The 22,234-nt window shown below is 55.5% G+C and carries 17 protein-coding genes and 1 pseudogene; 6 read left to right on the top strand and 12 right to left on the bottom strand.

From position 1 onward, the window contains the following. Positions 1-103 precede the first annotated feature (103 nt). The gene (locus tag VI01_RS16215; protein WP_038649381.1) at positions 104-1,141 is read left to right on the top strand and encodes a permease; all 1,038 of its coding nucleotides are present in this window, start codon (positions 104-106) and stop codon (positions 1,139-1,141) included. Here the strand turns inward: VI01_RS16215 and nrdG are convergent. Further along, a pseudogene (nrdG, locus tag VI01_RS16220) lies at positions 1,136-1,600 on the bottom strand (anaerobic ribonucleoside-triphosphate reductase-activating protein); the annotation flags it as partial. The gene VI01_RS16215 and the pseudogene nrdG sit on opposite strands and share 6 nt — an antisense overlap. Continuing rightward, positions 1,597-3,735: an anaerobic ribonucleoside-triphosphate reductase gene (gene nrdD / locus VI01_RS16225; RefSeq protein WP_045815898.1), complete on the bottom strand. Its 2,139-nt coding sequence runs from the start codon at positions 3,733-3,735 to the stop codon at positions 1,597-1,599. The pseudogene nrdG and the gene nrdD, both read right to left, overlap by 4 nt. A 272-nt stretch (positions 3,736-4,007) precedes the next feature. On the opposite strand from nrdD, the gene VI01_RS16230 reads away from it, so the two are divergent. Beyond that, the gene (locus tag VI01_RS16230; protein WP_045815899.1) at positions 4,008-6,392 is read left to right on the top strand and encodes a beta-N-acetylhexosaminidase; all 2,385 of its coding nucleotides are present in this window, start codon (positions 4,008-4,010) and stop codon (positions 6,390-6,392) included. 285 nt (positions 6,393-6,677) lie between these two features. Here the strand turns inward: VI01_RS16230 and ridA are convergent, their stop codons facing one another. The 4 genes from ridA to argF form a co-directional block, all read right to left on the bottom strand. Continuing rightward, positions 6,678-7,064, bottom strand: a complete 387-nt coding sequence (gene ridA, locus VI01_RS16235) for a 2-iminobutanoate/2-iminopropanoate deaminase (RefSeq protein ID WP_034826478.1) — start codon at positions 7,062-7,064, stop codon at positions 6,678-6,680. 78 nt (positions 7,065-7,142) lie between these two features. Beyond that, positions 7,143-7,607, bottom strand: a complete 465-nt coding sequence (gene pyrI / locus VI01_RS16240) for an aspartate carbamoyltransferase regulatory subunit (protein WP_038649369.1) — start codon at positions 7,605-7,607, stop codon at positions 7,143-7,145. Between the two features lie 10 nt (positions 7,608-7,617). Further along, on the bottom strand, positions 7,618-8,553 hold the full coding sequence (gene pyrB, locus VI01_RS16245; RefSeq protein WP_045815900.1) for an aspartate carbamoyltransferase: 936 nt from the start codon (positions 8,551-8,553) through the stop codon (positions 7,618-7,620). A 232-nt stretch (positions 8,554-8,785) separates the two neighbouring features. Further along, positions 8,786-9,793, bottom strand: coding sequence for an ornithine carbamoyltransferase (argF, locus tag VI01_RS16250; RefSeq protein WP_045815901.1), 1,008 nt, complete (start codon positions 9,791-9,793; stop codon positions 8,786-8,788). Positions 9,794-9,956: 163 nt separating this feature from the next. Between argF and rraB the strand changes: the two genes are divergently transcribed. Together rraB and VI01_RS16260 are read left to right on the top strand one after the other, a co-directional pair. Then, entirely contained in the window at positions 9,957-10,379 is a 423-nt protein-coding gene (gene rraB, locus VI01_RS16255; RefSeq protein WP_034826466.1) for a ribonuclease E inhibitor RraB, read from the top strand. Positions 10,380-10,438: 59 nt separating this feature from the next. Further along, complete coding sequence (locus VI01_RS16260) at positions 10,439-11,200, top strand: tRNA-(ms[2]io[6]A)-hydroxylase (RefSeq protein WP_045815902.1); 762 nt, start codon at positions 10,439-10,441, stop codon at positions 11,198-11,200. A 26-nt stretch (positions 11,201-11,226) separates the two neighbouring features. On the opposite strand, the gene VI01_RS16265 is transcribed toward VI01_RS16260, so the two are convergent. The 4 genes from VI01_RS16265 to pepA form a co-directional block, all read right to left on the bottom strand. Further along, the gene (locus VI01_RS16265; protein WP_369801881.1) at positions 11,227-11,733 is read right to left on the bottom strand and encodes a GNAT family N-acetyltransferase; all 507 of its coding nucleotides are present in this window, start codon (positions 11,731-11,733) and stop codon (positions 11,227-11,229) included. 63 nt (positions 11,734-11,796) lie between these two features. After that, positions 11,797-14,652: a valine--tRNA ligase gene (locus tag VI01_RS16270; protein ID WP_045815903.1), complete on the bottom strand. Its 2,856-nt coding sequence runs from the start codon at positions 14,650-14,652 to the stop codon at positions 11,797-11,799. A gap of 2 nt (positions 14,653-14,654) precedes the next feature. Next, positions 14,655-15,116, bottom strand: coding sequence for a DNA polymerase III subunit chi (locus tag VI01_RS16275; RefSeq protein ID WP_034826457.1), 462 nt, complete (start codon positions 15,114-15,116; stop codon positions 14,655-14,657). 77 nt (positions 15,117-15,193) lie between these two features. After that, positions 15,194-16,705 carry a leucyl aminopeptidase gene (gene pepA / locus VI01_RS16280; RefSeq protein WP_034826455.1) on the bottom strand — a complete coding sequence of 504 codons (1,512 nt, stop codon included), beginning with the start codon at positions 16,703-16,705 and terminating at the stop codon, positions 15,194-15,196. A 267-nt stretch (positions 16,706-16,972) separates the two neighbouring features. On the opposite strand from pepA, the gene lptF reads away from it, so the two are divergent. Further along, on the top strand, positions 16,973-18,073 hold the full coding sequence (gene lptF / locus VI01_RS16285; RefSeq protein WP_045815904.1) for an LPS export ABC transporter permease LptF: 1,101 nt from the start codon (positions 16,973-16,975) through the stop codon (positions 18,071-18,073). After that, the gene (gene lptG, locus VI01_RS16290; RefSeq protein ID WP_045815905.1) at positions 18,073-19,149 is read left to right on the top strand and encodes an LPS export ABC transporter permease LptG; all 1,077 of its coding nucleotides are present in this window, start codon (positions 18,073-18,075) and stop codon (positions 19,147-19,149) included. Before lptF ends, lptG begins: the two co-directional genes overlap by 1 nt. 71 nt (positions 19,150-19,220) lie before the next feature. On the opposite strand, the gene VI01_RS16295 is transcribed toward lptG, so the two are convergent. Then, positions 19,221-20,498: a DUF445 domain-containing protein gene (locus VI01_RS16295; RefSeq protein ID WP_045815906.1), complete on the bottom strand. Its 1,278-nt coding sequence runs from the start codon at positions 20,496-20,498 to the stop codon at positions 19,221-19,223. A gap of 158 nt (positions 20,499-20,656) precedes the next feature. Next, a complete protein-coding gene (locus tag VI01_RS16300; protein WP_045815907.1) occupies positions 20,657-22,159 on the bottom strand; it encodes a helicase HerA-like C-terminal domain-containing protein in 1,503 nt (500 codons plus the stop codon). Positions 22,160-22,234: the final 75 nt, after the last annotated feature.

Raw genomic sequence — 22,234 nt, forward strand, 5'->3', positions numbered from 1 at the left:
GCTAACTTTGCGTAGCAGATTCCAATAACCTGAATAACACTATGGATTAACCGCCTCACTCTCCGGTGCGGCATTCGTTATTCTGTAGAATACGGAACCTGCTATGACCCAACTTGCAACATCTGCCCCGGCGACGCGCTTCGCATGGTGGAAACCTTTGCTGTTCCTCGCCGTTGTCGTCATTGGCCTGTGGTACGTCAAATGGCAGCCCTACTACGGCAAAGCCTTCACGGCGGCTGAAACCCACTCGATCGGCAAATCCATTCTGGCGAATGCCGCGGACTCACCGTGGCGCGCGGCGCTGGATTACGCGATGGTTTACTTCCTCGCCGTCTGGAAAGCTGCAGTGTTAGGTGTGATGCTGGGATCGCTGGTACAAGTGCTTATTCCGCGCAACTGGCTGCTTCGCTTAATGGGCAACTCGCGGTTTGGATCGACGCTGATCGGCACCGGTCTGGGTTTGCCGGGCATGATGTGCACCTGTTGTGCCGCGCCAGTGGCGGCGGGGTTGCGTCAGTCGCAGGTATCCAGCGGGGCGGCGATGGCCTTCTGGCTGGCGAACCCGCTGCTGAATCCGGCCACGCTGATCTTTATGGGCTTTGTGCTGGGCTGGCACTTCGCAGCGATTCGGCTGGTGGCGGGCTTAATCATGGTGCTGGGGATTGCGTCGCTGGTACAGCGCAGCGTGCCGGAACAAACCATTGCCGCGCCCATGGTGATGGCTGCCGACAGCGAGCAGCCGTTTCTGACTCGCTGGCTGCGCGTCATGTGGCGACTGTTCTGGAACACCATTCCGTTGTATATCTTTGCCGTGCTGTTGCTGGGTGCGGCACGCGTCTGGCTGTTTCCGCATGCCGATGGCGCAGTGGGCAACACGCTGTTTTGGGTGATGCTGATGGCGATAGCGGGCTGTTTGTTTGTCATCCCGACAGCCGCAGAAATTCCCATTGTACAGACCATGATGATGGCGGGCATGGGGCTCGCGCCTGCGTTAGCGCTGCTGGTGACCTTACCCGCCGTGAGTGTGCCGTCCTTACTGATGCTGCACCGTGCCTTCCCGGCGCGCGCCTTGTGGATCGCCCTGGCTGGCGTGGCGCTGAGCGGTATGCTCCTCGGCACACTCGCCCTGTGGCTGACGTAAATACCAGATCTTCTGATTGCGGCTGCCGCGCCACAGCAGCCGCGCATCTTTCTCCGCTTCCACAAACCGCCCGTCGATCAGCACATCAATTTCATCCACCACTTCACGCTGTGCCGCGCTCAGTTCCGCCATCTCATAGCCGGTCCACAGCCAGATATCTTTATCCGGGCATTCACGCCGCACGCGTTTCACCAGACGGCGGATGTGCGGTACGTTGTGCGGATGCAGGGGATCGCCGCCGCTCAGCGACAGCCCCTGACGTGGAATGCGCTGATCTTTGAGATCGGCAATCAGCTGCTCTTCCCTCTCTAACGTAAAAGGCACACCGGAATCCAGCCGCCAGGTACTCTGGTTATAACAGCCGCGACACTGATGCTCGCAGCCCGCGACAAACAGCGTACAGCGTGTGCCCGGCCCGTTGACGATATCGACGGGGTAATAGCGGTGAATACGCATCATCCCAGCGGTCCGGTATCCAGATGCTTAATGCGACGCTGCACCTCTTCCTGCTTACCGGCATTGAACGGCCGCGCATCAGGGCTGCCCAGATAGCCACAAACACGGCGCGTGACGGAAACCCGCGCCGGATCGTGGTTACCACAGCACGGACAAGTGAAGCCTTTGCTGGTGCAACTGAATTCACCCGTAAAGCCGCATTCGTAGCACTCATCGATTGGCGTATTGGTGCCGTAATAGGGTACGCGGTGATAGCTGTAATCCCACACATCTTCCAGCGCCTTGAGGTTGTGCTGAATATTGGGGTATTCGCCATAACAGATGAAGCCGCCATTGGCGATGGCAGGATAGGGCGCTTCAAAATCGATCTTGTCGTAGGGATTCACTTTCTTTTCGACGTCGAGGTGGAAGCTGTTGGTGTAATAGCCTTTGTCGGTGACGCCTGGCACCACGCCAAATTCGGCGGCATCGAGTCGGCAGAAGCGATCACACAGGTTTTCGCTCGGCGTGCTGTACAGACTAAAACCGTAGCCTGTCTCGTCTTTCCACGCATCCACGGCGTCGCGCAGACGCTGTACAATCGCCACGCCTTTTTCCCGCAGGTGCTGTGCATCATACGGATGGACTTCATTGCCGCTCAGCGCGTTCAGCGTTTCATGCAGGCCAATGTAGCCGAGCGAGATCGAAGCACGGCCGTTGCGGAAAATCGCGCCGACTTCGTCATCAGCATTCAAACGTACGCCACACGCGCCCTCCATGTAGAGAATCGGCGCGACGCGTGCTTTGGTTTTCTCCAGCCGGGCGATGCGTGTCATTAAAGCGCGCTTAGCCAGTTCTAGCCGCTCATCCAGCAGCAGCCAGAAATGGGCTTCATTACCTTTGGCTTCCAGCGCGATGCGCGGCAGGTTCAGGCTAATGACACCAATATTATTTCGCCCTTCGTGGATCTGCTTACCGTTTTCCTCATACGCGCCGAGGAAGCTGCGGCAGCCCATCGGGGTTTTGAACGAGCCGGTGAATTCCACCACTTTGTCGTAATTGAGAATGTCGGGATACATACGTTTGCTGGCACACTCCAGCGCCAGCTGTTTGATGTCGTAGTTAAAATCGCCGGGGCGGCGATTCACACCTTCGCGGATGGCGAACACCAGTTTAGGGAACACCGCGGTTTTGTGGTTTTTACCCAGCCCCGCGATGCGGTTGCGCAGAATCGACTGCTGGATCAGGCGCGCGGCCCAATCGGTGCCGAGTCCAAAGCCAAAGGTGACAAACGGCGTCTGTCCGTTGGCGGTATGCAGTGTGTTGACCTCATATTCCAGGGACTGGAATGCGTCAAAGCACTCTTTCTCGGTGCGCACGCGTGCATAGGCTTCCGCATCCGGAATCTGCCACTGTTGTGCCACGGCGCGATGTTTCTCCAGACTAAGCGTCACAAACGGCGCCAGCACTTCATCAATGCGGTTGATGGTGGTACCACCGTAAATATGGCTGGCGACCTGCGCAATGATTTGTGCTGTCACCGCCGTCGCGGTGGCAATGGATTTTGGCGGCTCGATTTCGGCATTGCCCATCTTGAAGCCGTTGTTCAACATGCCCTGAAGATCGATCAACATGCAGTTAAACATCGGGAAAAATGGCGAATAGTCGAGGTCGTGGTAATGAATCTCGCCGCGCTCATGCGCCAGCACCACATCACGCGGCAGCAGTTGCTGCTGGGCATAATGTTTGGCAACAATGCCCGCCAGTAAATCGCGCTGCGTGGGGATCACTTTACTGTCTTTATTCGCATTCTCATTGAGCAGCGCAGCGTTGGTTTGTTCCACAAGGCCGCGAATGGCGTGGTGCAGTTTGCCACGTTGTTCACGGGCTAAATCACGGTCATGGCGATACTCGATATAGGCGCGCGCCAGCTGCGGCCAGCGTCCGGCCATCAGCGTCTCTTCCACTGCGCACTGAATGTCACGGATATCGACCTCAATGCGATCGGACAATCGCTGGCTCACTTGCTCTGCGACCTGTGTACACCAACTCGCATCATCAATCTGAGCAGCCTGCGCCGCCGCCTGAACCGCTAGCGCAATACGCTGCGCTTCAAACGGCACTTTACAGCCGTCTCGCTTAATCACCACCGCCGCCATTTTCTCTCCGTGAAACTATATGTAGATATTTGTGCAGAGTGTAATCGCAATATGTGGTGTTTTGGCTGAAATTAATTGCGTTGTTTTTGACCTGCCGCAAAGAAGACATAACGAAGATTGAAAGCCGCACAATGGTAAAGCGGACTAAACTTCAAAAGTTTTAAGCAGACCAAACTTCGACCTTTTACAACTTGATTTGCGATGCGAAGCAGGTTTAATGATTTTTTTTTTGCCTATTTTTGGCCCGTCATTTAATTACAAGGATGCCTTACATGCCTCTGCAACGAACGCTGCTCGCCTGTTGTTTATCCCTGACTTTTTCCGCTGTTGCCGCCCCCGCCTCTGATCTGCCTTTAATGCCCTGGCCGCAAAAAGTGGTACAGCCCGCCAGCGGTGGCGAGTTCACGCTGACGCCGCAATTCACGCTGAATATTACGGGCGATCATCTGGAGGGGGCTGAAGCGCGCTGGCGAGCACGTATTTCACGTCAAACCGGTTGGCCGCTGCTGCCCACCAGCGCACCGGGCGATCAGGCGACGATCCAGGTGCAAATCGCTCAGGCGGTGGATCCCTTGCCACAGCCGGACAGCGATGAGAGCTATCATCTTGAGGTCAACAGCGGCGGCGTGACGCTAAAAGCCAACACGCGTTTCGGTGCGATGCGCGGCATGGAGACCCTGCTGCAGTTGATTGAGAATAATGAGACGGGAACGCATATCCCCTATGTCACCATTGACGATAAACCACGATTCCCGTGGCGCGGGGTGCTAATCGACTCGGCACGCCACTTCCTGCCGATTGAAACCGTGAAACGGCAAATCGACGGTATCGCCGCTGCGCGTATGAACGTATTCCATTGGCATCTGACCGATGACCAGGGCTGGCGATTTGCCTCCAGCCACTATCCGCAGTTGCAGGAGAAGGCCAGCGACGGCCTTTACTACACGCAGCAGCAAATGCGCGATGTGGTGCGTTATGCCACACAGCGCGGTGTGCGCGTGGTGCCGGAAATTGATGTGCCGGGGCACGCCTCGGCGATCGCGGTGGCGATGCCAGAACTGCTCAGCGCGCCGGGCCCGTACAAGATGGAACGCGGCTGGGGTGTGTTTAAACCGTTGCTTGATCCCAGCAACGAAGCCGTCTTCACCTTTATCGATACGCTGATGGGTGAAGTCACCGCGATCTTCCCGGATCCCTATATCCATATCGGCGGAGATGAAGTGAATCCAACACAGTGGAATGACTCGCCGAAAATACAGCAGTTTATGCGCGACCATGGTCTGAAGGACACGCACGCATTACAGGCGTGGTTCAATCAGCGGGTGGAGAAGATCCTGGAAGCGCATCAACGTCGCATGATTGGCTGGGATGAGGTTTACCATCCGGATTTGCCGAACAGCATTTTGATCCAGTCCTGGCAGGGGCAGGATGCGTTAGGTGAGGTGGCGAAGCACGATTTCCGTGGCATTCTCTCAACCGGTTTTTACCTCGATCAGCCACAGACTGCGGCTTATCACTACCGCAACGAGCCCTGGCCGCAGGGACTTCAGGGGCAGGATCAGATTCAAGCCGGAGAGCAAGCGCAGAGCTGGCAGTTCACCATGCCGCGTTTGAAGGGCAGCCCGGTCAAAGGCAGTTTCACTCTGGTGGAAGCGAAAAACGGCTGGCGTGGCTTTATTGATTTCAGCGGCAAAGCGCGGCGCATGGTGAGTGATATTCGCTGGCTGTCACCCACGCAGCTGACCTTTAGCGTTGATACCTGGATGGGGCCGTTCCAGCCAATGGTCACTCTGACGCAGGACAAACTGACCGGCTACATGCTGGTGGGCAATGTGCGCTATCCCACCGAGGGCAATAAGCTGGCGCAGGTGCCAACCGGCATTCAACCCTCCGTCCCTACGCCACAACAGATGCAAAACAATCTCATTGGCGGCGAGGCTGCGCTGTGGGCGGAAAACGTCAACAGTCGGGTCATTGATACGCGTCTATGGCCGCGTGCCTTTGTGGTGGCTGAGCGCCTGTGGTCGGCGAAGGATGTCACCGACAGCGACAACATGTATCAGCGTTTAAACGCGGTGGACCGCTGGGGCACGGTATCGGTGGGATTACAACAGCATCAGCAGGCGGACGTGCAGATGATGCGGTTGGCCAACACCTGCGATATCACGCCGCTGCGCGTGCTGGCGGAGGTGCTGGAACCGGCACAGTATTACACGCGTCAGCACCTGAAGTTCCAGGCCGGGCATTACGATTACTTTGAGCCGCTCAACCGTCTGGCGGATGTGCTGCCTGCCGAGAGCGAAGCGGTGCGCTTACTGGACAAACAGGTGGATGCTCTGATGGCTAATCGCGAGGATCGCGGCGCGGCCAACGCCATTCGCCAGCAATTTCAGCGTTGGCAAAACAACAGTGATGCTGTGATGCCGTTGATATTGAGCAATTACCAATTGAAACCGTTGCAGCAGCAGGTTCAGCAGGTGGCGGAACTGAGCCGCATGGGCATTGATTTGGTCAATGCGATGCAGCGTAATCAGGCGTACGGTGCCAGCGAAGTCGCCGGGATGCATGCCAAACTGGATGCTGCGGCACAGGTGCAGGATGAAACTGTGCTGGCGTTGGTCAGGCCGCTGGAGAAGTTATTGAGGTCGTCTAAATAAACGGATGCGCGATGAATTTCTACGGGAACGGGGTCACTCCACTACTCGTTGGAATGGTGTCCAACTTTCAGGGTTCACTTCTTGAATCGTGCCGCTACGGGGGGGATGGCACACCATCGAATTATGCCGCTACGAGGCGATGGCACACTATGGAGCCAGGCCGCTACGGGAGTGAAGCGCAAGCCATGAAATGATGCCGCTAACGTGATGTTCTAACACACTCATTGCGCCGCCACAGTTGAGCAAAAATTTGTAGCGGCGCAATGTATTGCGCATTGCCTTTACTTAACGACGAACGGCAATCGCCTCAATCTCGATCTTCACATCTTTCGGCAGACGCGCGACTTCCACACAAGAACGTGCCGGGAAGCTGGCGTTGTGCTCGGTGAAGAAGGCTTCGTAAGTGGCATTGACGGTAGCGAAGTCGTTGAGATCTTTCACAAACACGGTGGTTTTCACAATGTCGCCCACTTTCAGGCCAGCGGCTTCCACAATCGCCTTCACATTTTCCAGTGACTGACGCGCCTGCGCAGACACATCATCCGCGACGGCACCGGTCGCCGGATCAACAGGGATCTGGCCTGAAGTGATAATCATGCTGCCGAGATCCACGCCCTGCACATAAGGGCCAATTGCTGCGGGTGCTTTTTCTGTGCTGATTTCGCGAGACATTGCTTCTCCTTAGAAGTGCGCAGCCGACCCTTGTCAGCCGCGTATTGGTTCGCCCCATTATAGGGACGATAGGCACGATTACCAGTGACCGAGCACCACGTGGCGCGCGAACTCTTTCTCGCAATATTTGCACTTCAGGTGCACATCATCGTCGCGCTGTTTCACCGCAAAGCTGCTGCATACCGGCTCACTGCGGCTAATGCAGTTGCTGTTCGGACAGGTAAGCACACGCTCGACACGATCCGGCAAGGTTGGGGCGATTTTCGCCACCACTTCGTATTCATCAATGCGGTTAACGGTGGCGTGAGGCGCATACACCGCCAGCTGATTGATCTGATCGTCGGTCAGGAAGGTATTCTCGATCTTAATCAAATCCTTGCGGCCCATCTCACCCGAAGGCAAATTCAGGCCGATGGTGATGCGCTGGTCGGTCTCGGTCAGGCGAAACAGCGACAGTAATTTAAAACCGACCTGCGCAGGAATATGGTCGATTACCGTGCCACGCTTGATGGCTTCAACCTGCAATTTATTATCGTGAGTCATCGGTTTCTCCTTACAGTGCCAGTTCGCTATTCAATACCAGTGCCAGCAGAGCCTGCCGGGCGAAGATGCCATTGCCCGCCTGCTGGAAATACCAGGCGTGCGGCGTGCTATCGACGTCAGTGGTGATCTCATCAATACGCGGCAGCGGATGCAGCACTTTCATGTTATCGCGTGCACCGGCTAAATCGGCCGCGCGCAGGATGAATTGTGCTTTAACGTTGGCATACTCAGACGGATCGAGACGCTCTTTCTGCACACGGGTCATGTAGAGGATGTCGAGTTCTGGCATCACTTCTTCGATGGTGTCATGACGCGTCCAGACAATGTTCTGCTCATCCAGCATGTCGGTGATGTAGGCCGGCATCGCCAGCGCATAAGGCGCGATAAAGTAGAAACGGTTGCCGGTGAATTTCGCCAGCGCCTGCGTTAGCGAGTGCACGGTGCGGCCATATTTCAGGTCACCGACCATCGCCACGTTGAGATTATCCAGGCGGCTTTGGTTTTCACGGATGGTGAAGAGATCGAGCAGGGTTTGCGTCGGGTGCTGGTTGGCACCGTCACCGGCATTGAGAATCGGAATGCCGCTGGAGAATTCGGTCGCCAGACGCGCGGCGCCTTCCTGTGGGTGACGCATCACAATCGCATCGACATAAGTGCTGATCACCGAAATGGTGTCGGCCAGCGTTTCGCCTTTCTTACCCAGCGAGGTGTTGCTGCCGTCGGCGAAGCCCACCACCGAAGCGCCGAGGCGATGCATGGCGGTTTCAAACGACAAACGGGTACGTGTTGAGGCTTCAAAGAAGCAGCTGGCAATCACGTTATGCTTCAGCAGTTCCGGCTGGGGATGAGCCTTTAGCTGGGCAGCGGTGTGTAACACCAACTCCAGCTCTTCGCGGTTGAGATCGTTAATGGAAATAATGTGCTTGCGATATAGCGGGTTGGCCATAGCGTTCTCCTCTGCGCTGCCGGATTGCGGACAAAAAAAAGCCCCTGCTTAAGGGGCTTTTTTTACGATAAATGGTTGACGGAAAGAAACAGCTGCATCGCCTGTGGTCAGGCGGGGTAGAGCGGCAAATTGTGCGCTGCGCTGTTGCATGTTTCCTCCGGCAAATTGTGGCGCATTATACGCATTCACTGATTTGCATCAAGCAGAAATCGCCGCAAGGTAAACGTTTGCTTTACTTATTACCCAGCGTGGCGACCATCACCGCTTTGATGGTATGCATACGGTTTTCGGCCTGATCGAAAACGATGCTGTGCGCCGATTCAAACACCTCATTACTCACTTCCATGCCGTCTTTCAGACCATACTGTTCAGCCATCTGACGGCCCAGCGTGGTTTGATCATCATGGAAGGCGGGCAGGCAGTGCAGGAATTTCACCTGTGGATTGCCGGTCAGTGCCAGCATGGCGCTGTTGACCTGATACGGACGCAGCAGGGCGATACGCTCTTCCCATACTGATTTCGCTTCACCCATCGACACCCACACATCAGTGTAGATGAAATCCGCACCTTGCACGCCTTCGCCAATGTCTTCGGTCAGGGTGATTTTGCCACCGGTTTTCTGTGCTGCAACGCGACACTGTTCAACCAACTGCTCTTCCGGCCAGCAACCCTTCGGTGCCACCAGGCGCAGGTCCAGACCCACCAGTGCCGCCGCTTCCAGCATGCTGTTGCCCATGTTGTTACGAGCGTCACCCACATACACCAACGTCATGTCGCTTAATGGTTTACCCGGCAGATGTTCTTGCATGGTGAGCAAATCTGCCAGCAACTGCGTCGGGTGGAATTCGGTCGTCAGGCCGTTCCACACCGGCACACCGGCAAATTCCGCCAGCGTTTCCACCAGTTCCTGACCGAAGCCACGATACTGAATGCCGTCATACATGCGGCCAAGGACGCGCGCAGTGTCTTTCATCGACTCTTTATGGCCGATTTGGCTGCCGCTTGGGCCGAGATAGGTGACGTTAGCGCCCTGATCGTATGCGGCAACTTCGAAAGAGCATCGGGTACGGGTCGAGTCTTTTTCGAAGATGAGCGCGATATTCTTGCCTTTCAGGTACTGCGTTTCCTGGGCATTTTTCTTAGCGTGTTTTAATTCACCTGCCAGACTTAGCAGGTCGGCGATTTCAGCGGGGGTAAAATCCAGCAATCTCAGGAAGTGTCTCGAATACAGCTGACTCATACAGCGCTCCAGATGGGGTCTAATATTGAATTAAAATTCAATCTAACCGTATGAATATGCATTTTCAACCCCAGCGTTAAGAAACTTTCTGTTTTGTGTAGTGGCGCGCGAGGCAGTGTGGGAAAATAATTGCATTCACGTCGAACATTTTGAGGACACGCACATGGCATATGAAGCATTGCTGGAAGAACAGCGCGAAGAAACCCGCTTGATCATTGAAGAGTTGCTGGAAGACGGCAGCGATCCGGATGCGCTTTACACTATCGAGCATCACCTCTCTTGCAATAACTTCGACTCACTGGAGAAAGTGGCGGTTGAGGCTTTCAAACTGGGTTTTGAAGTGAGCGAGCCGGAAGAGCTGGAGCTGGAAGAGGGCGGCACCGTAATGTGCGTGGACATCCTGAGCGAAGGCGCATTAAAGCCAGAGCTGATTGATGCGCAAGTTGAGCAACTGGTGAATCTGGCCGGCAAATTCAACGTCGATTACGACGGCTGGGGCACTTATTTCGAAGACCCGGACGCGGAAGATGAAGACGACGATGGCGACTTCATCGACGACGAAGAAGACGACGGTGTGCGTCACTAAGTTTTGATGGGCGGCGTTCGTCGCCCAACTCTCATTCCCCGCCAGAATAAAGAACGCCGATGAATTACGCTCCACTGTTAGAACCCATCTATGATTTCCTGCACTGCCGCACGCCACAAGCGTGGATTGATGAGGCACGCAAGCCAGAAAACCTGACGCTGTTGCTGACCGACCACATGGTGTGCGAGCTGAAAGCGGCTCAAACCGCGGTGTTTATTATTCGTCGCTATGTGGCCGATAAGCCGAGTGGCGATGCCATTCTGGCGTGGCTCAAACCCTATGAAGATTTCATCTATCGCGATGAGCCGGACAGCAACTTTATCAATGCGCACAAGAATCTGACCAAGAGCATCATCGTGCGTAATGAACTGCCATGGGCGGATGATTTGGTCGAGATGATGATTCTGCTGATCAAAGAAGAGCTGCATCACTTCTATCAGGTGTGGGAAATTATGCAATCGCGGGGGTTGCCGTACCGTAAAATCACTGCCAGCCGTTATGCCAAAGGATTGATACGTGAAATCAGCACCTTTGAACCGGATGCGCTGGTGGATAAGTTGATTTGCGGAGCCTACATTGAAGCGCGATCCTGCGAACGTTTCGCCAGCCTGGCGCCGTATCTGGATGATCAACTGCAGAAGTTCTATATCTCACTGCTGCGTTCTGAAGCGCGCCACTATCAGGACTACCTGAAGCTGGCGGAACAAATTTCAGCGAAGGATATTGCCCCGCGCGTGCAGGCCTTTGGTACCGCCGAGGCGCGCTTAATCAGCGAGCCAGATGGTGAACTGCGTTTTCATAGCGGTGTGCCCGCATTTTAAAGCGAGTGCGCAGCCATGCGCACTCATCACAACACCTTCAGCATCCGCACTTCACAATCGCCGTGTCCGGTACAACCCATCGCGCTATCAATCAGCTCAAATCCCAGTGATTCATACAGCTTAATCGCGCGGGTGAGGGTGCCGGTTGTTTCCAGGTAGCAGCGACGAAAGCCCTGCTGACGCGCATACTCCATCGCCCGCAATGCGAGTGCGCGTGCCAGTCCTAAACCGCGCACTTGAGGCAGGAAGTACATCTTCTGCAATTCGCAGATATCCGGCGCGCTACACGCCAGCGGTGCCACGCCACCGCCGCCCACGACGAGACCTTCATGCTCAACAATCCAGTAAGCGCTGTTGGCTTCGCTGTACAACTCGAACAAGCGATCCAGATTTGGATCGGACACGGTGTAGCCTTTATCTGCGGTCAGGCCAAACTCTGCGGACACATCACGGATCACCTGGGCAATCAGCGGATTATCGGCCGCAACAATCGGGCGCACCTGTAAATTCAGTGGCGTAGCGGTGGTCATCATTCTCTTCCGATGTAAAAAAGCCGGGCAGTGCCCGGCCTGGATTAAGCAGTTGGACTGATGCGCTTACAATGCCGCAATCACGCCCTGCTGTTCAATCAGTTTTGCTTTTGATTGTTCCAGCTCAACAATGCGCTCGCGCTCTTTGGCCACGACCGCTTCCGGTGCGCGTGCCACAAAGCCTTCGTTCGCCAGTTTGACCTGGATTTTCTCAATCTCAACATCCAGCTTGGTGAGCTCTTTCGCCAGACGCTCCAGCTCGGCTTCTTTGTTGACCAGATCCGCCATCGGGATCAGTAACTCAGCGCCTTCGACGATCTTGGTGACTGAGACCGGACCTTTCTCGCCCGCAGGCAGGATGGTCAGGCTTTCCAGACGCGCCAGGCGCGACAGGAAGCTACGGTTCTCATCCACACGACGCTGCGCGGTTGGCGAGCAGTCACGCAGCAGCACATCCAGCGGTTTACCCGGTGCGATGTTCATCTCAGCACGGATGTTACGCACGGCCACGATCGCCTGCTTGATCCACTCGATATCCGCTTTGGCTTCGGCATCTTCTTTCGCCGCGTCAAACTGCGGGAACGGCTGCAGCATGATGGTATCGTGATCGATGTTGTTCAGACCTTTCACACGCTGCCAGATGGTTTCGGTGATGTAAGGAATGATCGGATGCGCCAGGCGCAGCACCGCTTCCAGCACGGTGACCAGCGTATTTCGCGTGCCGCGCAGTTCCGCTTCGCTGCCGTTGCTCATTACCGGCTTGGTCAGCTCCAGATACCAGTCACAGAACTGGTTCCAGGTGAAGTCGTACAGGATGTTGGCAGCGATATCAAAGCGATAGCTGTCCAGCGCTTCACGATAAGCTTTCACGGTGCTGTTGAATTCGGTCAGAATCCAGCGATCCGCCAGTGACAGCTTCAGTTCGCCGCCGTTCTGGCCGCAATCATGCTCTTCGGTGTTCATCAGCACGAAACGGCTGGCGTTCCACAGCTTGTTACAGAAGTTGCGATAGCCTTCAAGGCGCTTCATATCCCAGTTGATATCACGGCCGGTTGAGGCCAGTGCCGCCAGGGTAAAGCGCAGGGCATCGGTGCCGGAAGCCACAATGCCGTCCGGGAACTGCTTCTCGGTACGTTTGCGGATCTTCTCAGCCAACTGTGGCTGCATCATGTTGCCGGTGCGTTTCTCCAGCAGATCTTCCAGCGAAATGCCGTCGATCATATCCAGTGGATCGATGACGTTGCCTTTCGACTTGGACATCTTCTGGCCTTCTTCATCACGAATCAAACCGGTCATGTACACGGTTTTGAACGGCACCTGTGGCTTGCCGTTTTCATCTTTGATGAAGTGCATGGTCAGCATGATCATGCGCGCAATCCAGAAGAAGATGATGTCGAAGCCGCTCACCAGCACGCTGGTTGGGTGGAAGGTACGCAGCGCTTCGGTATTCTCTGGCCAGCCAAGGGTCGAGAAGGTCCACAGACCTGATGAGAACCAGGTATCCAGCACGTCGTCGTCCTGGCGCAGCACCACAACGTCAGCCAGGTTATTTTCCTGACGCACTTCGGCTTCAGTACGACCAACATAGACGTTGCCGTCGTTGTCATACCAGGCCGGGATGCGATGTCCCCACCACAGCTGACGCGAGATGCACCAATCCTGAATGTCGCGCATCCAGGAGAAGTACATGTTTTCGTACTGCTTAGGCACGAACTGGATGTCGCCGTTTTCGACGGCTTCCACCGCAACTTTCGCCAGCGGGGCGGTGCGCACATACCATTGGTCGGTCAGCATTGGCTCGATAACCACGCCGCCACGGTCGCCGTAAGGCACGGTCAGATCGTGTGGTTTGATTTCGTCCAGCAGGCCGAGTTCGTCAACCGCAGCCACCATGGCTTTGCGCGCAGCGAAACGCTCCATTTTCTGGAACTGCGCTGGGATCTCATCGGCGCATTCGTCGCTGACTTCACCGTTGGTGTCGAACACTTCCGCACGCTCGCGGATATCGCCATCAAAGGTCAGGATGTTGATCATTGGCAGCTTGTGACGACGACCCACTTCGTAGTCGTTGAAGTCATGCGCTGGGGTGATCTTCACGCAGCCGGTGCCTTTTTCCATATCGGCGTGATCATCACCCACGATAGGAATACGACGGTTCACCAGCGGCAGGATCAGCTCTTTGCCGATCAGATCTTTGTAACGTGGATCTTCCGGATTCACCGCCACGCCGGTATCGCCCAGCAGGGTTTCCGGACGAGTGGTCGCGACCACCAGGTAATCTTTGCCTTCTGCGGTTTTCACGCCATCGGCCAGCGGGTAGCGGATATGCCACATGGAGCCTTTGCTCTCACGGTTTTCCACTTCCAGATCGGAGATAGCGGTACGCAGTTTTGGATCCCAGTTCACCAGGCGTTTGCCACGGTAAATCAGATTCTCTTTATACAGGCGCACGAAGACTTCACGTACCGCATTCGACAGGCCTTCATCCATGGTGAAGCGCTCGCGCTCCCAATCCACGGAGTTGCCAAGGCGACGCATCTGACGGGTGATGGTGCCGCCGGACTCTGCTTTCCACTGCCAGATTTTATCGATGAAAGCATCACGGCCGTAATCCTGGCGAGTTTTGCCCTCTTCAGCGGCGATCTTGCGCTCAACCACCATCTGCGTCGCGATACCGGCATGGTCAGTACCTGCCTGCCATAGGGTGTTTTTACCCTGCATGCGCTGGTAGCGAATCATGGTATCCATGATGGTCTGCTGGAAAGCGTGACCCATATGCAAGCTGCCGGTGACGTTCGGCGGCGGGATCATGATGCAAAAGCTTTCCTGGCTGGTGTCGCCATTTGGTTTGAAGTAGCCCTGCTGTTCCCAGTGCTCGTAGAGCGGCTGCTCGATATCTTGCGGGTTATATGTCTTTTCCATTTCTACACTGTCGTTTGCGGCGGAGGTGGCGTCGCCGTATTCAATTGGAAACCAACGCTGCGATACGTTTTGTAGCGATCGCGCGCCAGTTGTTTTAGGGATTCTTCGTAAGGAACAAAGTCTATCACTTCATGGAAACCAGTAGCAAAATCTGCGAACTGTGGCAGCAGGCTGATCAGCAGGTCACGCGGTGAACTGCCACGTCGCTGCGGCCAGGCCAGCTCAACCGGGGCGCCGTAGCGTGGGCCTTCACCCGCCAGATTGTGCGGCACAAAGGCGTTGGCGGGACGCTGCCAGAGCGCCTCATCCAGGCGATTCGCCTGCTCTTCATTCTCGCAGGCAATCAGAATGCGTTTGCCGTCACGCCAGCGTGTTTCGGCCAGATCGCACACCAGTGCTTCGATGGCGCTCAGGCCGTCACTGGCGCTTTCCGACTCCATCACATAGAAAGTGGCGTTTTTCATGGCAAGCTTATTTCCATTAATGACAGTGGGGCGCATTTTGCGCCCCATGAGTTCATACGTCTATCTTTGAACCACGATTAATCGTCGCCGTTCAGACCCGCGCGGTTCAACAGGAACTGCGACAGCAGCGGAACCGGGCGGCCGGTGGCGCCTTTGGCCTTGCCAGAACGCCATGCGGTACCTGCGATGTCCAGGTGCGCCCAGTTAAACTTACGCGCAAAACGCGCCAGGAAACAGGCTGCCGTGATGGCACCGCCGGGACGGCCGCCAATGTTTGCCATATCGGCAAAATTGGATTCCAGCTGCTCCTGATACTCATCCGCCATCGGCAGACGCCACGCGCGGTCACCTGCTTGTTCTGAGGCGCTGATCAGCTCGTGCGCCAGCGGATTATGGTTCGACATCAAACCACTGACGTGATGGCCCAGCGCAATCACGCAGGCACCGGTCAGGGTCGCGACGTCAATCACCACTTCTGGCTCAAAGCGCTCAACGTAAGTCAGCGCATCGCACAGCACCAGACGGCCTTCCGCATCGGTATTCAGCACTTCAACGGTCTGGCCCGACATGGTGGTCAGCACATCGCCTGGACGCATCGAACGACCATCCGGCATGTTCTCACAACCCACCAGTACGCCGACGACGTTCAATGGCAGATTGAGTTCCGCCACCATGCGCATCACGCCGTACACGGACGCCGCGCCGCACATGTCGTACTTCATTTCATCCATCGAATCGGCAGGTTTGATCGAGATACCACCGGAATCGAAGGTCAGGCCTTTACCGACCAGCACAATCGGACGCGCTTCCGGATCGGTACTGCCTTTGTATTCAATCACCGACATCAATGATTCGTTGTGTGAGCCAGCACCGACCGCCAGATACGCGTTCATGCCCAGCTCTTTCATCTGCTGTTCGCCGATGACACGCGTGGTGACATTTTTGCTGTACGCATCAGCCAACTGGCGCGCCTGCGACGCCAGATACGCGGCGTTACAAATATTTGGCGGCATATTGCTGAGGTCTTTGGCGGCTCTGACGCCCGCTGCCACTGCTAAACCATGCTGAATCGCACGTTCACCGCTGGTGAGTTCACGACGGGTTGGCACGTTGAACACCAACTTGCGCAGTGGGCGGCGCGGTTCAACTTTATTGCTTTTCAGCTGGTCGAAGTTGTAGAGCGCTTCTTTTGAGGTTTCAACCGCCTGGCGGACTTTCCAGTAAGTGTTGCGCCCTTTAACATGCAGTTCGGTCAGGAAGCACACCGCTTCCATCGAACCCGTGTCGTTAAGCGTATTGATGGTCTTCTGAATCACCTGCTTGTACTGGCGTTCATCCAGCTCGCGCTCTTTACCGCAGCCGATCAACAGGATACGTTCAGACAGGATGTTAGGCACATGGTGCAGCAGCAAGGTCTGACCGACTTTGCCTTCCAGTTCACCGCGGCGCAGCAGGGCGCTGATGTAGCCGTCGCTGATTTTATCCAGCTGTTCAGCAATGGGTGACAAACGGCGCGGTTCGAAAACGCCTACAACAATGCAGGCGCTACGCTGTTTTTCCGGGCTACCGCTTTTTACACTGAACTCCATGCACTCTCCTGAATCTTAAAGACAACGGCCTTAGCTGTCGTTAGAATGTAGCGCGTTCGTAACCCATTATTTTTAGCGGCGCCATGACAATTTAACGCCGACGGTCATAATGAGATGTGGTGGCAATGTGTTGTTTTTTCACCACCCTAACGCGTTCGTCATACTATTTTAGCTACGATGACGGCCATTGATGAAGAAAAATGGCTGATAAGCGTTGAAACTAGCGATTTTCCTGCAAAAAGACAAGTTATCACAGGCGTACTAAGCGTGATCATCATTAGATATCTGGTTCGGGAAACGCTCAAAAGCCAGCTGGCTATCCTGTTCATCCTGCTACTGATCTTCTTTTGCCAGAAGTTAGTCAGGATTTTGGGTGCAGCGGTGGATGGCGAGATCCCAACAAATCTGGTTCTGACATTGTTAGGACTTGGCGTGCCTGAAATGGCACAACTTATCCTGCCCCTAAGCTTGTTTCTGGCGATTTTAATGACCCTTGGGCGGCTGTACACCGAAAGTGAGATCACGGTGATGCATGCCTGCGGCCTGGGGAAAAGCGTGCTGGTCAAGGCCGCGATGATCCTGATGCTGCTGACTTCAGCGGTCGCAGCGGTCAACGTCCTTTGGTTAGGACCATGGTCATCGCGTTACCAGGATGAAGTCACACAAAATGCCAAAGCCAACCCTGGCGCAGCGGCGCTGGCGGCGGGCCAGTTCCAGACCTCCAGCGACGGTAATACTGTGCTGTTTGTGGAAAATGTGAAGGGTAATCACTTTGGTAGCGTATTCCTGGCCCAGTTGCGTCCGAAAGGCAATGCACGCCCATCGGTGGTGCTGGCTGACAGCGGTCATATGGAACAACGTAAAGACGGTTCTCAAGTGGTGACGCTGGATAAAGGCACGCGCTTCGAGGGCACGGCGATGCTGCGCGATTTCCGCATCACCGACTTCACCAACTACCAGGCGCTGGTGGGCTATAAAGAAGCCACGCTCGATCCGAATGATGCCGATCAGGCGAGCATTAGCACGCTGTACCAAAACAAAACGCCGCAGTTCCAGGCCGAGTTCCACTGGCGTTTAACGCTGGTGTTTGCGGTGCTGGTGATGGCGTTGATGGTGGTGCCGCTCAGCGTGGTCAACCCTCGTCAGGGGCGTGTGCTGTCAATGCTGCCTGCGATGCTGCTGTATCTGATCTTCTTCCTGCTGCAGAGTTCGTTACGTTCTAACGCAGCGAAAGGCAGGTTCGATCCCGCGATTTGGATGTGGGTAGTGAACCTGGCTTATCTGGCGCTAGCCGTGATGTTGAACCTGTGGGATACGGTACCGATGCGACGCATTCGTGGTCGCTTTAGTCGTGGAGGATCGCAGTGATGTTTAAGGTCCTTGACCGCTATATCGGTAAAACCATTTTCAACACCATCATGCTGACGTTGTTCATGCTGGTGTCGCTATCGGGCATCATCAAGTTTGTCGATCAGCTGCGTAAAACCGGGCAGGGCGCTTACACCGCGCTCGACGCCGGTTACTACACGCTGCTCAGCGTACCGAAAGATATTGAAATCTTCTTCCCGATGGCCGCGCTGCTGGGTGCACTGTTGGGCTTGGGAACGCTAGCGCAGCGCAGCGAGCTGGTGGTGATGCAGGCATCGGGCTTTACCCGTATGCAGGTGGCGCTGGCGGTGATGAAAACCGCGATTCCGCTGGTGCTGTTGACCATGGCTATCGGCGAATTTGTGGCACCGCAGGGCGAGCAGATGGCGCGTAACTACCGTGCGCAGCAGCTGTACGGCGGCTCGCTGATGTCGACGCAGAATGGGCTGTGGGCGAAAGACGGCCATGACTTTATCTACATCGAACGCATCAAAGGCGACAGCGAGATTGATGGTGTCAGCATTTACACCTTCACCGATCAGCGCCGTCTTCTCAGCGTGCGTTATGCCGCCAGTGCGACCTGGAACAAAGACAAGAAGTTGTGGCAGCTGTCGCAGGTGGATGAGTCCAACCTGAGTGATGCGAAACAGATTACCGGTTCGCAAAGTCTGGGCGGGGAGTGGAAAACCAACCTGACGCCTGACAAACTCGGCGTGGTCGCTCTGGATCCGGATGCGCTGTCCATTAGCGGTCTGTACAACTACAGCAAATACCTTAAGCAGAGTGGCCAGGTGTCAGGGCGTTATCTGCTGAACATGTGGGGTAAAATCTTCCAGCCGCTGTCCGTGGCGGTGATGATGCTCATGGCGCTGTCGTTTATCTTTGGTCCGCTGCGAAGTGTGTCGATGGGTGTGCGCGTGGTGACAGGTATCAGCTTCGGCTTCCTGTTCTACGTGCTGGATCAGATCTTCGGACCGCTGAGTCTGGTGTATGGCATCCCGCCGCTTCTGGGGGCGCTATTGCCGAGCGCCGCGTTCTTTGCCATCAGCTTGTATCTGTTGATGAAGCGCAGTTAATGATGGTAAAGGGATAACCCGCAGCTATCACGAAAACCCATTGAAGCCGCCATCTCCATGGCGGTTTTTTATTACTTCAATGTATGAATCAACGTTGGCAGCTGCGATAGCAGATACAGAACTAATCCAATGGTGCCACCCACCAAGGTCCCGTTAATCCGAATAAACTGCAGATCGCGGCCAATGTTCAACTCAATCTGTTGTGACATCTCTCGCGCATCCCAGCTCTTTACGGTATCGCTGATATGGCGCGTCAGGAATTCGGCGAACTCGGGTGCAATGCTGCGGGCGGCATCTTCCAGGTGTTGATTCATCGAGGTACGCAGCGCTTCATCTGCTGCCAGCGTTTCGCCGAACCATAGCGCGGCAAGACGCACGCGCTCCTGCACGCGAGAATCTTCACTGTTAAGATCGGCCTTCAGCCAGCTACGCAAGTCCTGCCATAGTTCGCCGATGTAGCGATTCAGCGACTCATCCTCTTTCAGCCAGCTTTTGATCACTTCAGCACGTTCAGCCATTTCGGGATCAGTTTTCAACTTCTCAATCAGTCGCTGCACGGCGCGATTAAAACCGAGGCGGAATTCATGGCCCTGATCCAGCGCCACTTCATCCAGAATCGAGTCCACTGCATTGGCCACCAGGTCAGCACTGTGCTCGCCCAGCCATTCGGTGGGTAGCATTTTGGCTTTGATCGGATGTTCACGCTTCAGCCAGCGTACAATCTGAGCCGCGATAAATTCACGCGTGCCAGGCTTATGCAGCAAGCGCAGCAGCTGTTGTAATGCGGCATCGAGCAGTTCCTGATGACGATTGTTTTTGGTCAGGCTGTCGAGCAGCATTGCGCTGGATTGCGTCAGATCAACCTTATCCAGTGCGCGATGCACGGCACGCCGCAGGAAGCGCTGGATGCGTTCATCATCCGTGAGATCAAGGAAGCCGCGCATCACCTGCAACAGATGGCGGCCAATGCGATCGGCGTTGCCCGGTGTGTTGAGCCAGTGCGCCAGCATCTGCGAGGGATCGTGGCGGCGGATCAGCGCCAGCAACGAATCGGTATCAAGAAATTTCTCCTGCACAAAGCGGCCAAGATTCTCCCCGATGCGATCCTTATTGCGCGGAATAATCGCCGTATGACGCGAGATGAAGGGCACCGGCACGCGGCGAAACAGCGCGACCACCGCAAACCAGTCTGCCAGCGCACCGACCATCGCCGCTTCAGCAATGGCCTTGAGACCAAGCACCCAAAAATTGGGTGGCAGAAACAGCGTCACGACAAAAGTCACTGCGGCAACCAGCAGCAATGCGAGTGCCAGACGCTTGCTCCGTTTGAGTTGTTGATATTTATCCATATAACGATCTTAGCAGACCACACCTTATGGTGGCGGTGTGAATCATTGTACCTATTCAATCAGCGTCATTGATGTCGCGGCGCACAGGTGTCACTGCTGCGTTGCTGATACCCGCGCCATACGTAGCGCCGCGGAGGAAGATAAATATTTTCAGTGTGTTATCGACGACGGCCGCCCATCAAACTCCCCAGTACGCCACGTATAATCTGGTTGGTTACCTGGCGCGCCGCGCTTTTTGCCACGCTCTGCACCACGCCATCGCGCTTGCCGCCGCGCGGTCCGGTGGTGCCAAACAGAATGTCTTTCAACCCGCCGAGAATGCCATCATCAACTTCGACATTATTGCCTTTGGCTTCCGGCGCATCGGCCTGCTTTGGCGCGGCTTGCACCCCTTTTTGCAGCATCTCAAACGCGGATTCGCGATCCACTTCGGTGTCGTATTTGCCGTACAGCGGTGAGTTATTGATCAGGCCGTTGCGCTCATCCTGCGTTATCGGCCCCATGCGCGAGCCAGGCGCAATCACCATGGCGCGCTGCACCATTGATGGGCTGCCTTTTTCATCGAGGAACGAAATCAGCGCCTCGCCAGTGCCCAGTGCCTGAATGGCTTCCACGGTATTGAATGCCGGATTGGCGCGCATGGTTTCGGCGGCGCTTTTCACCGCTTTTTGATCTTTTGGCGTGAAGGCGCGCAGGGCGTGTTGGACGCGATTACCTAGCTGGCCGAGCACATTGTCAGGGATATCCGACGGATTCTGCGTGACGAAATAGACGCCGACGCCTTTGGATCGAATCAGACGGATCACTTGCTCCACTTTCTCCAGCAGCACCGGGGGCGCATCGGTAAACAACAGATGTGCTTCATCAAAGAAGAACACCATTTTCGGTTTATCGAGATCGCCCGCTTCGGGCAACTGCTCGTAGAGTTCCGCCAGCAGCCACAGCAGGCTGGTGGCATAGAGTTTCGGCATTTGATACAGCTTCTCGGCGGAAAGGATATTGATGAAACCTTTGCCTTCGTTGTCACAACGCATCCAGTCACGGATATCCAGCATCGGCTCGCCGAAGAAGTGTTCAGCGCCTTGCTGTTCCAGCGCCAGTAAGCCACGTTGAATCGCCCCCACAGAGGCGCTGTTGATGTTGCCGTACTGCGTCTGGAAGGATTTAGCGTTATCGCCGATGTATTGCGTCATGGCGCGCAGATCTTTGAAATCCAGCAGCAACAGGCCCTGATCGTCGGCGATGCGGAAGATGATTTGCAGCACGCCCGATTGCACATCATTAAGGTTGAGCAAGCGCGCCAGCAATAGCGGTCCAAGGTCGGACACGGTGGCGCGCACTGGATGGCCTTTCTCGGCAAAAATGTCCCACACCATCACCGGATTTTTCTGCGCCTGCCAGTCGGTCACGCCAATCTTTTCCAGCCGTGCCAGCAACTTTTCCGAGCCTTCACCGGCGGTGGCTACGCCAGTCAGATCGCCTTTCACATCGGCCATAAACACCGGCACGCCGATATTGGAGAAGGACTCGGCGATTTTTTGCAGCGTCACGGTTTTACCGGTGCCGGTGGCGCCAGTGATTAAGCCGTGGCGGTTCGCCATATTGGAAAGCAGGGATAACTGGATGTCGGGCGTTTGAGCAATCAGCAACGGGGTGGTCATATTTTTTCACTCGCAGGCAACAGGTTATGCCAGAAAGAATAGCAAGCGATGCGAGGAGAAGGATGAAGATTGTAC

The sequence above is a fragment of the Pantoea sp. SM3 genome, from assembly GCF_000963995.1.
GTDB lineage: Bacteria > Pseudomonadota > Gammaproteobacteria > Enterobacterales > Enterobacteriaceae > Pantoea > Pantoea rwandensis_B.

Excerpts from the sequence above, each read along its gene's own strand:
- VI01_RS16215 (WP_038649381.1), top strand. The coding sequence starts at position 104 with ATGACCCAACTTGCAACATCTGCCCCGGCGACGCGCTTCGCATGGTGG.
- nrdD (WP_045815898.1), bottom strand. The coding sequence starts at position 3,735 with ATGGCGGCGGTGGTGATTAAGCGAGACGGCTGTAAAGTGCCGTTTGAA.
- VI01_RS16230 (WP_045815899.1), top strand. The coding sequence starts at position 4,008 with ATGCCTCTGCAACGAACGCTGCTCGCCTGTTGTTTATCCCTGACTTTT.
- ridA (WP_034826478.1), bottom strand. The coding sequence starts at position 7,064 with ATGTCTCGCGAAATCAGCACAGAAAAAGCACCCGCAGCAATTGGCCCT.
- pyrI (WP_038649369.1), bottom strand. The coding sequence starts at position 7,607 with ATGACTCACGATAATAAATTGCAGGTTGAAGCCATCAAGCGTGGCACG.
- pyrB (WP_045815900.1), bottom strand. The coding sequence starts at position 8,553 with ATGGCCAACCCGCTATATCGCAAGCACATTATTTCCATTAACGATCTC.
- argF (WP_045815901.1), bottom strand. The coding sequence starts at position 9,793 with ATGAGTCAGCTGTATTCGAGACACTTCCTGAGATTGCTGGATTTTACC.
- rraB (WP_034826466.1), top strand. The coding sequence starts at position 9,957 with ATGGCATATGAAGCATTGCTGGAAGAACAGCGCGAAGAAACCCGCTTG.
- VI01_RS16260 (WP_045815902.1), top strand. The coding sequence starts at position 10,439 with ATGAATTACGCTCCACTGTTAGAACCCATCTATGATTTCCTGCACTGC.
- VI01_RS16265 (WP_369801881.1), bottom strand. The coding sequence starts at position 11,733 with ATGATGACCACCGCTACGCCACTGAATTTACAGGTGCGCCCGATTGTT.
- VI01_RS16270 (WP_045815903.1), bottom strand. The coding sequence starts at position 14,652 with ATGGAAAAGACATATAACCCGCAAGATATCGAGCAGCCGCTCTACGAG.
- VI01_RS16275 (WP_034826457.1), bottom strand. The coding sequence starts at position 15,116 with ATGAAAAACGCCACTTTCTATGTGATGGAGTCGGAAAGCGCCAGTGAC.
- pepA (WP_034826455.1), bottom strand. The coding sequence starts at position 16,705 with ATGGAGTTCAGTGTAAAAAGCGGTAGCCCGGAAAAACAGCGTAGCGCC.
- lptG (WP_045815905.1), top strand. The coding sequence starts at position 18,073 with ATGTTTAAGGTCCTTGACCGCTATATCGGTAAAACCATTTTCAACACC.
- VI01_RS16295 (WP_045815906.1), bottom strand. The coding sequence starts at position 20,498 with ATGGATAAATATCAACAACTCAAACGGAGCAAGCGTCTGGCACTCGCA.
- VI01_RS16300 (WP_045815907.1), bottom strand. The coding sequence starts at position 22,159 with ATGACCACCCCGTTGCTGATTGCTCAAACGCCCGACATCCAGTTATCC.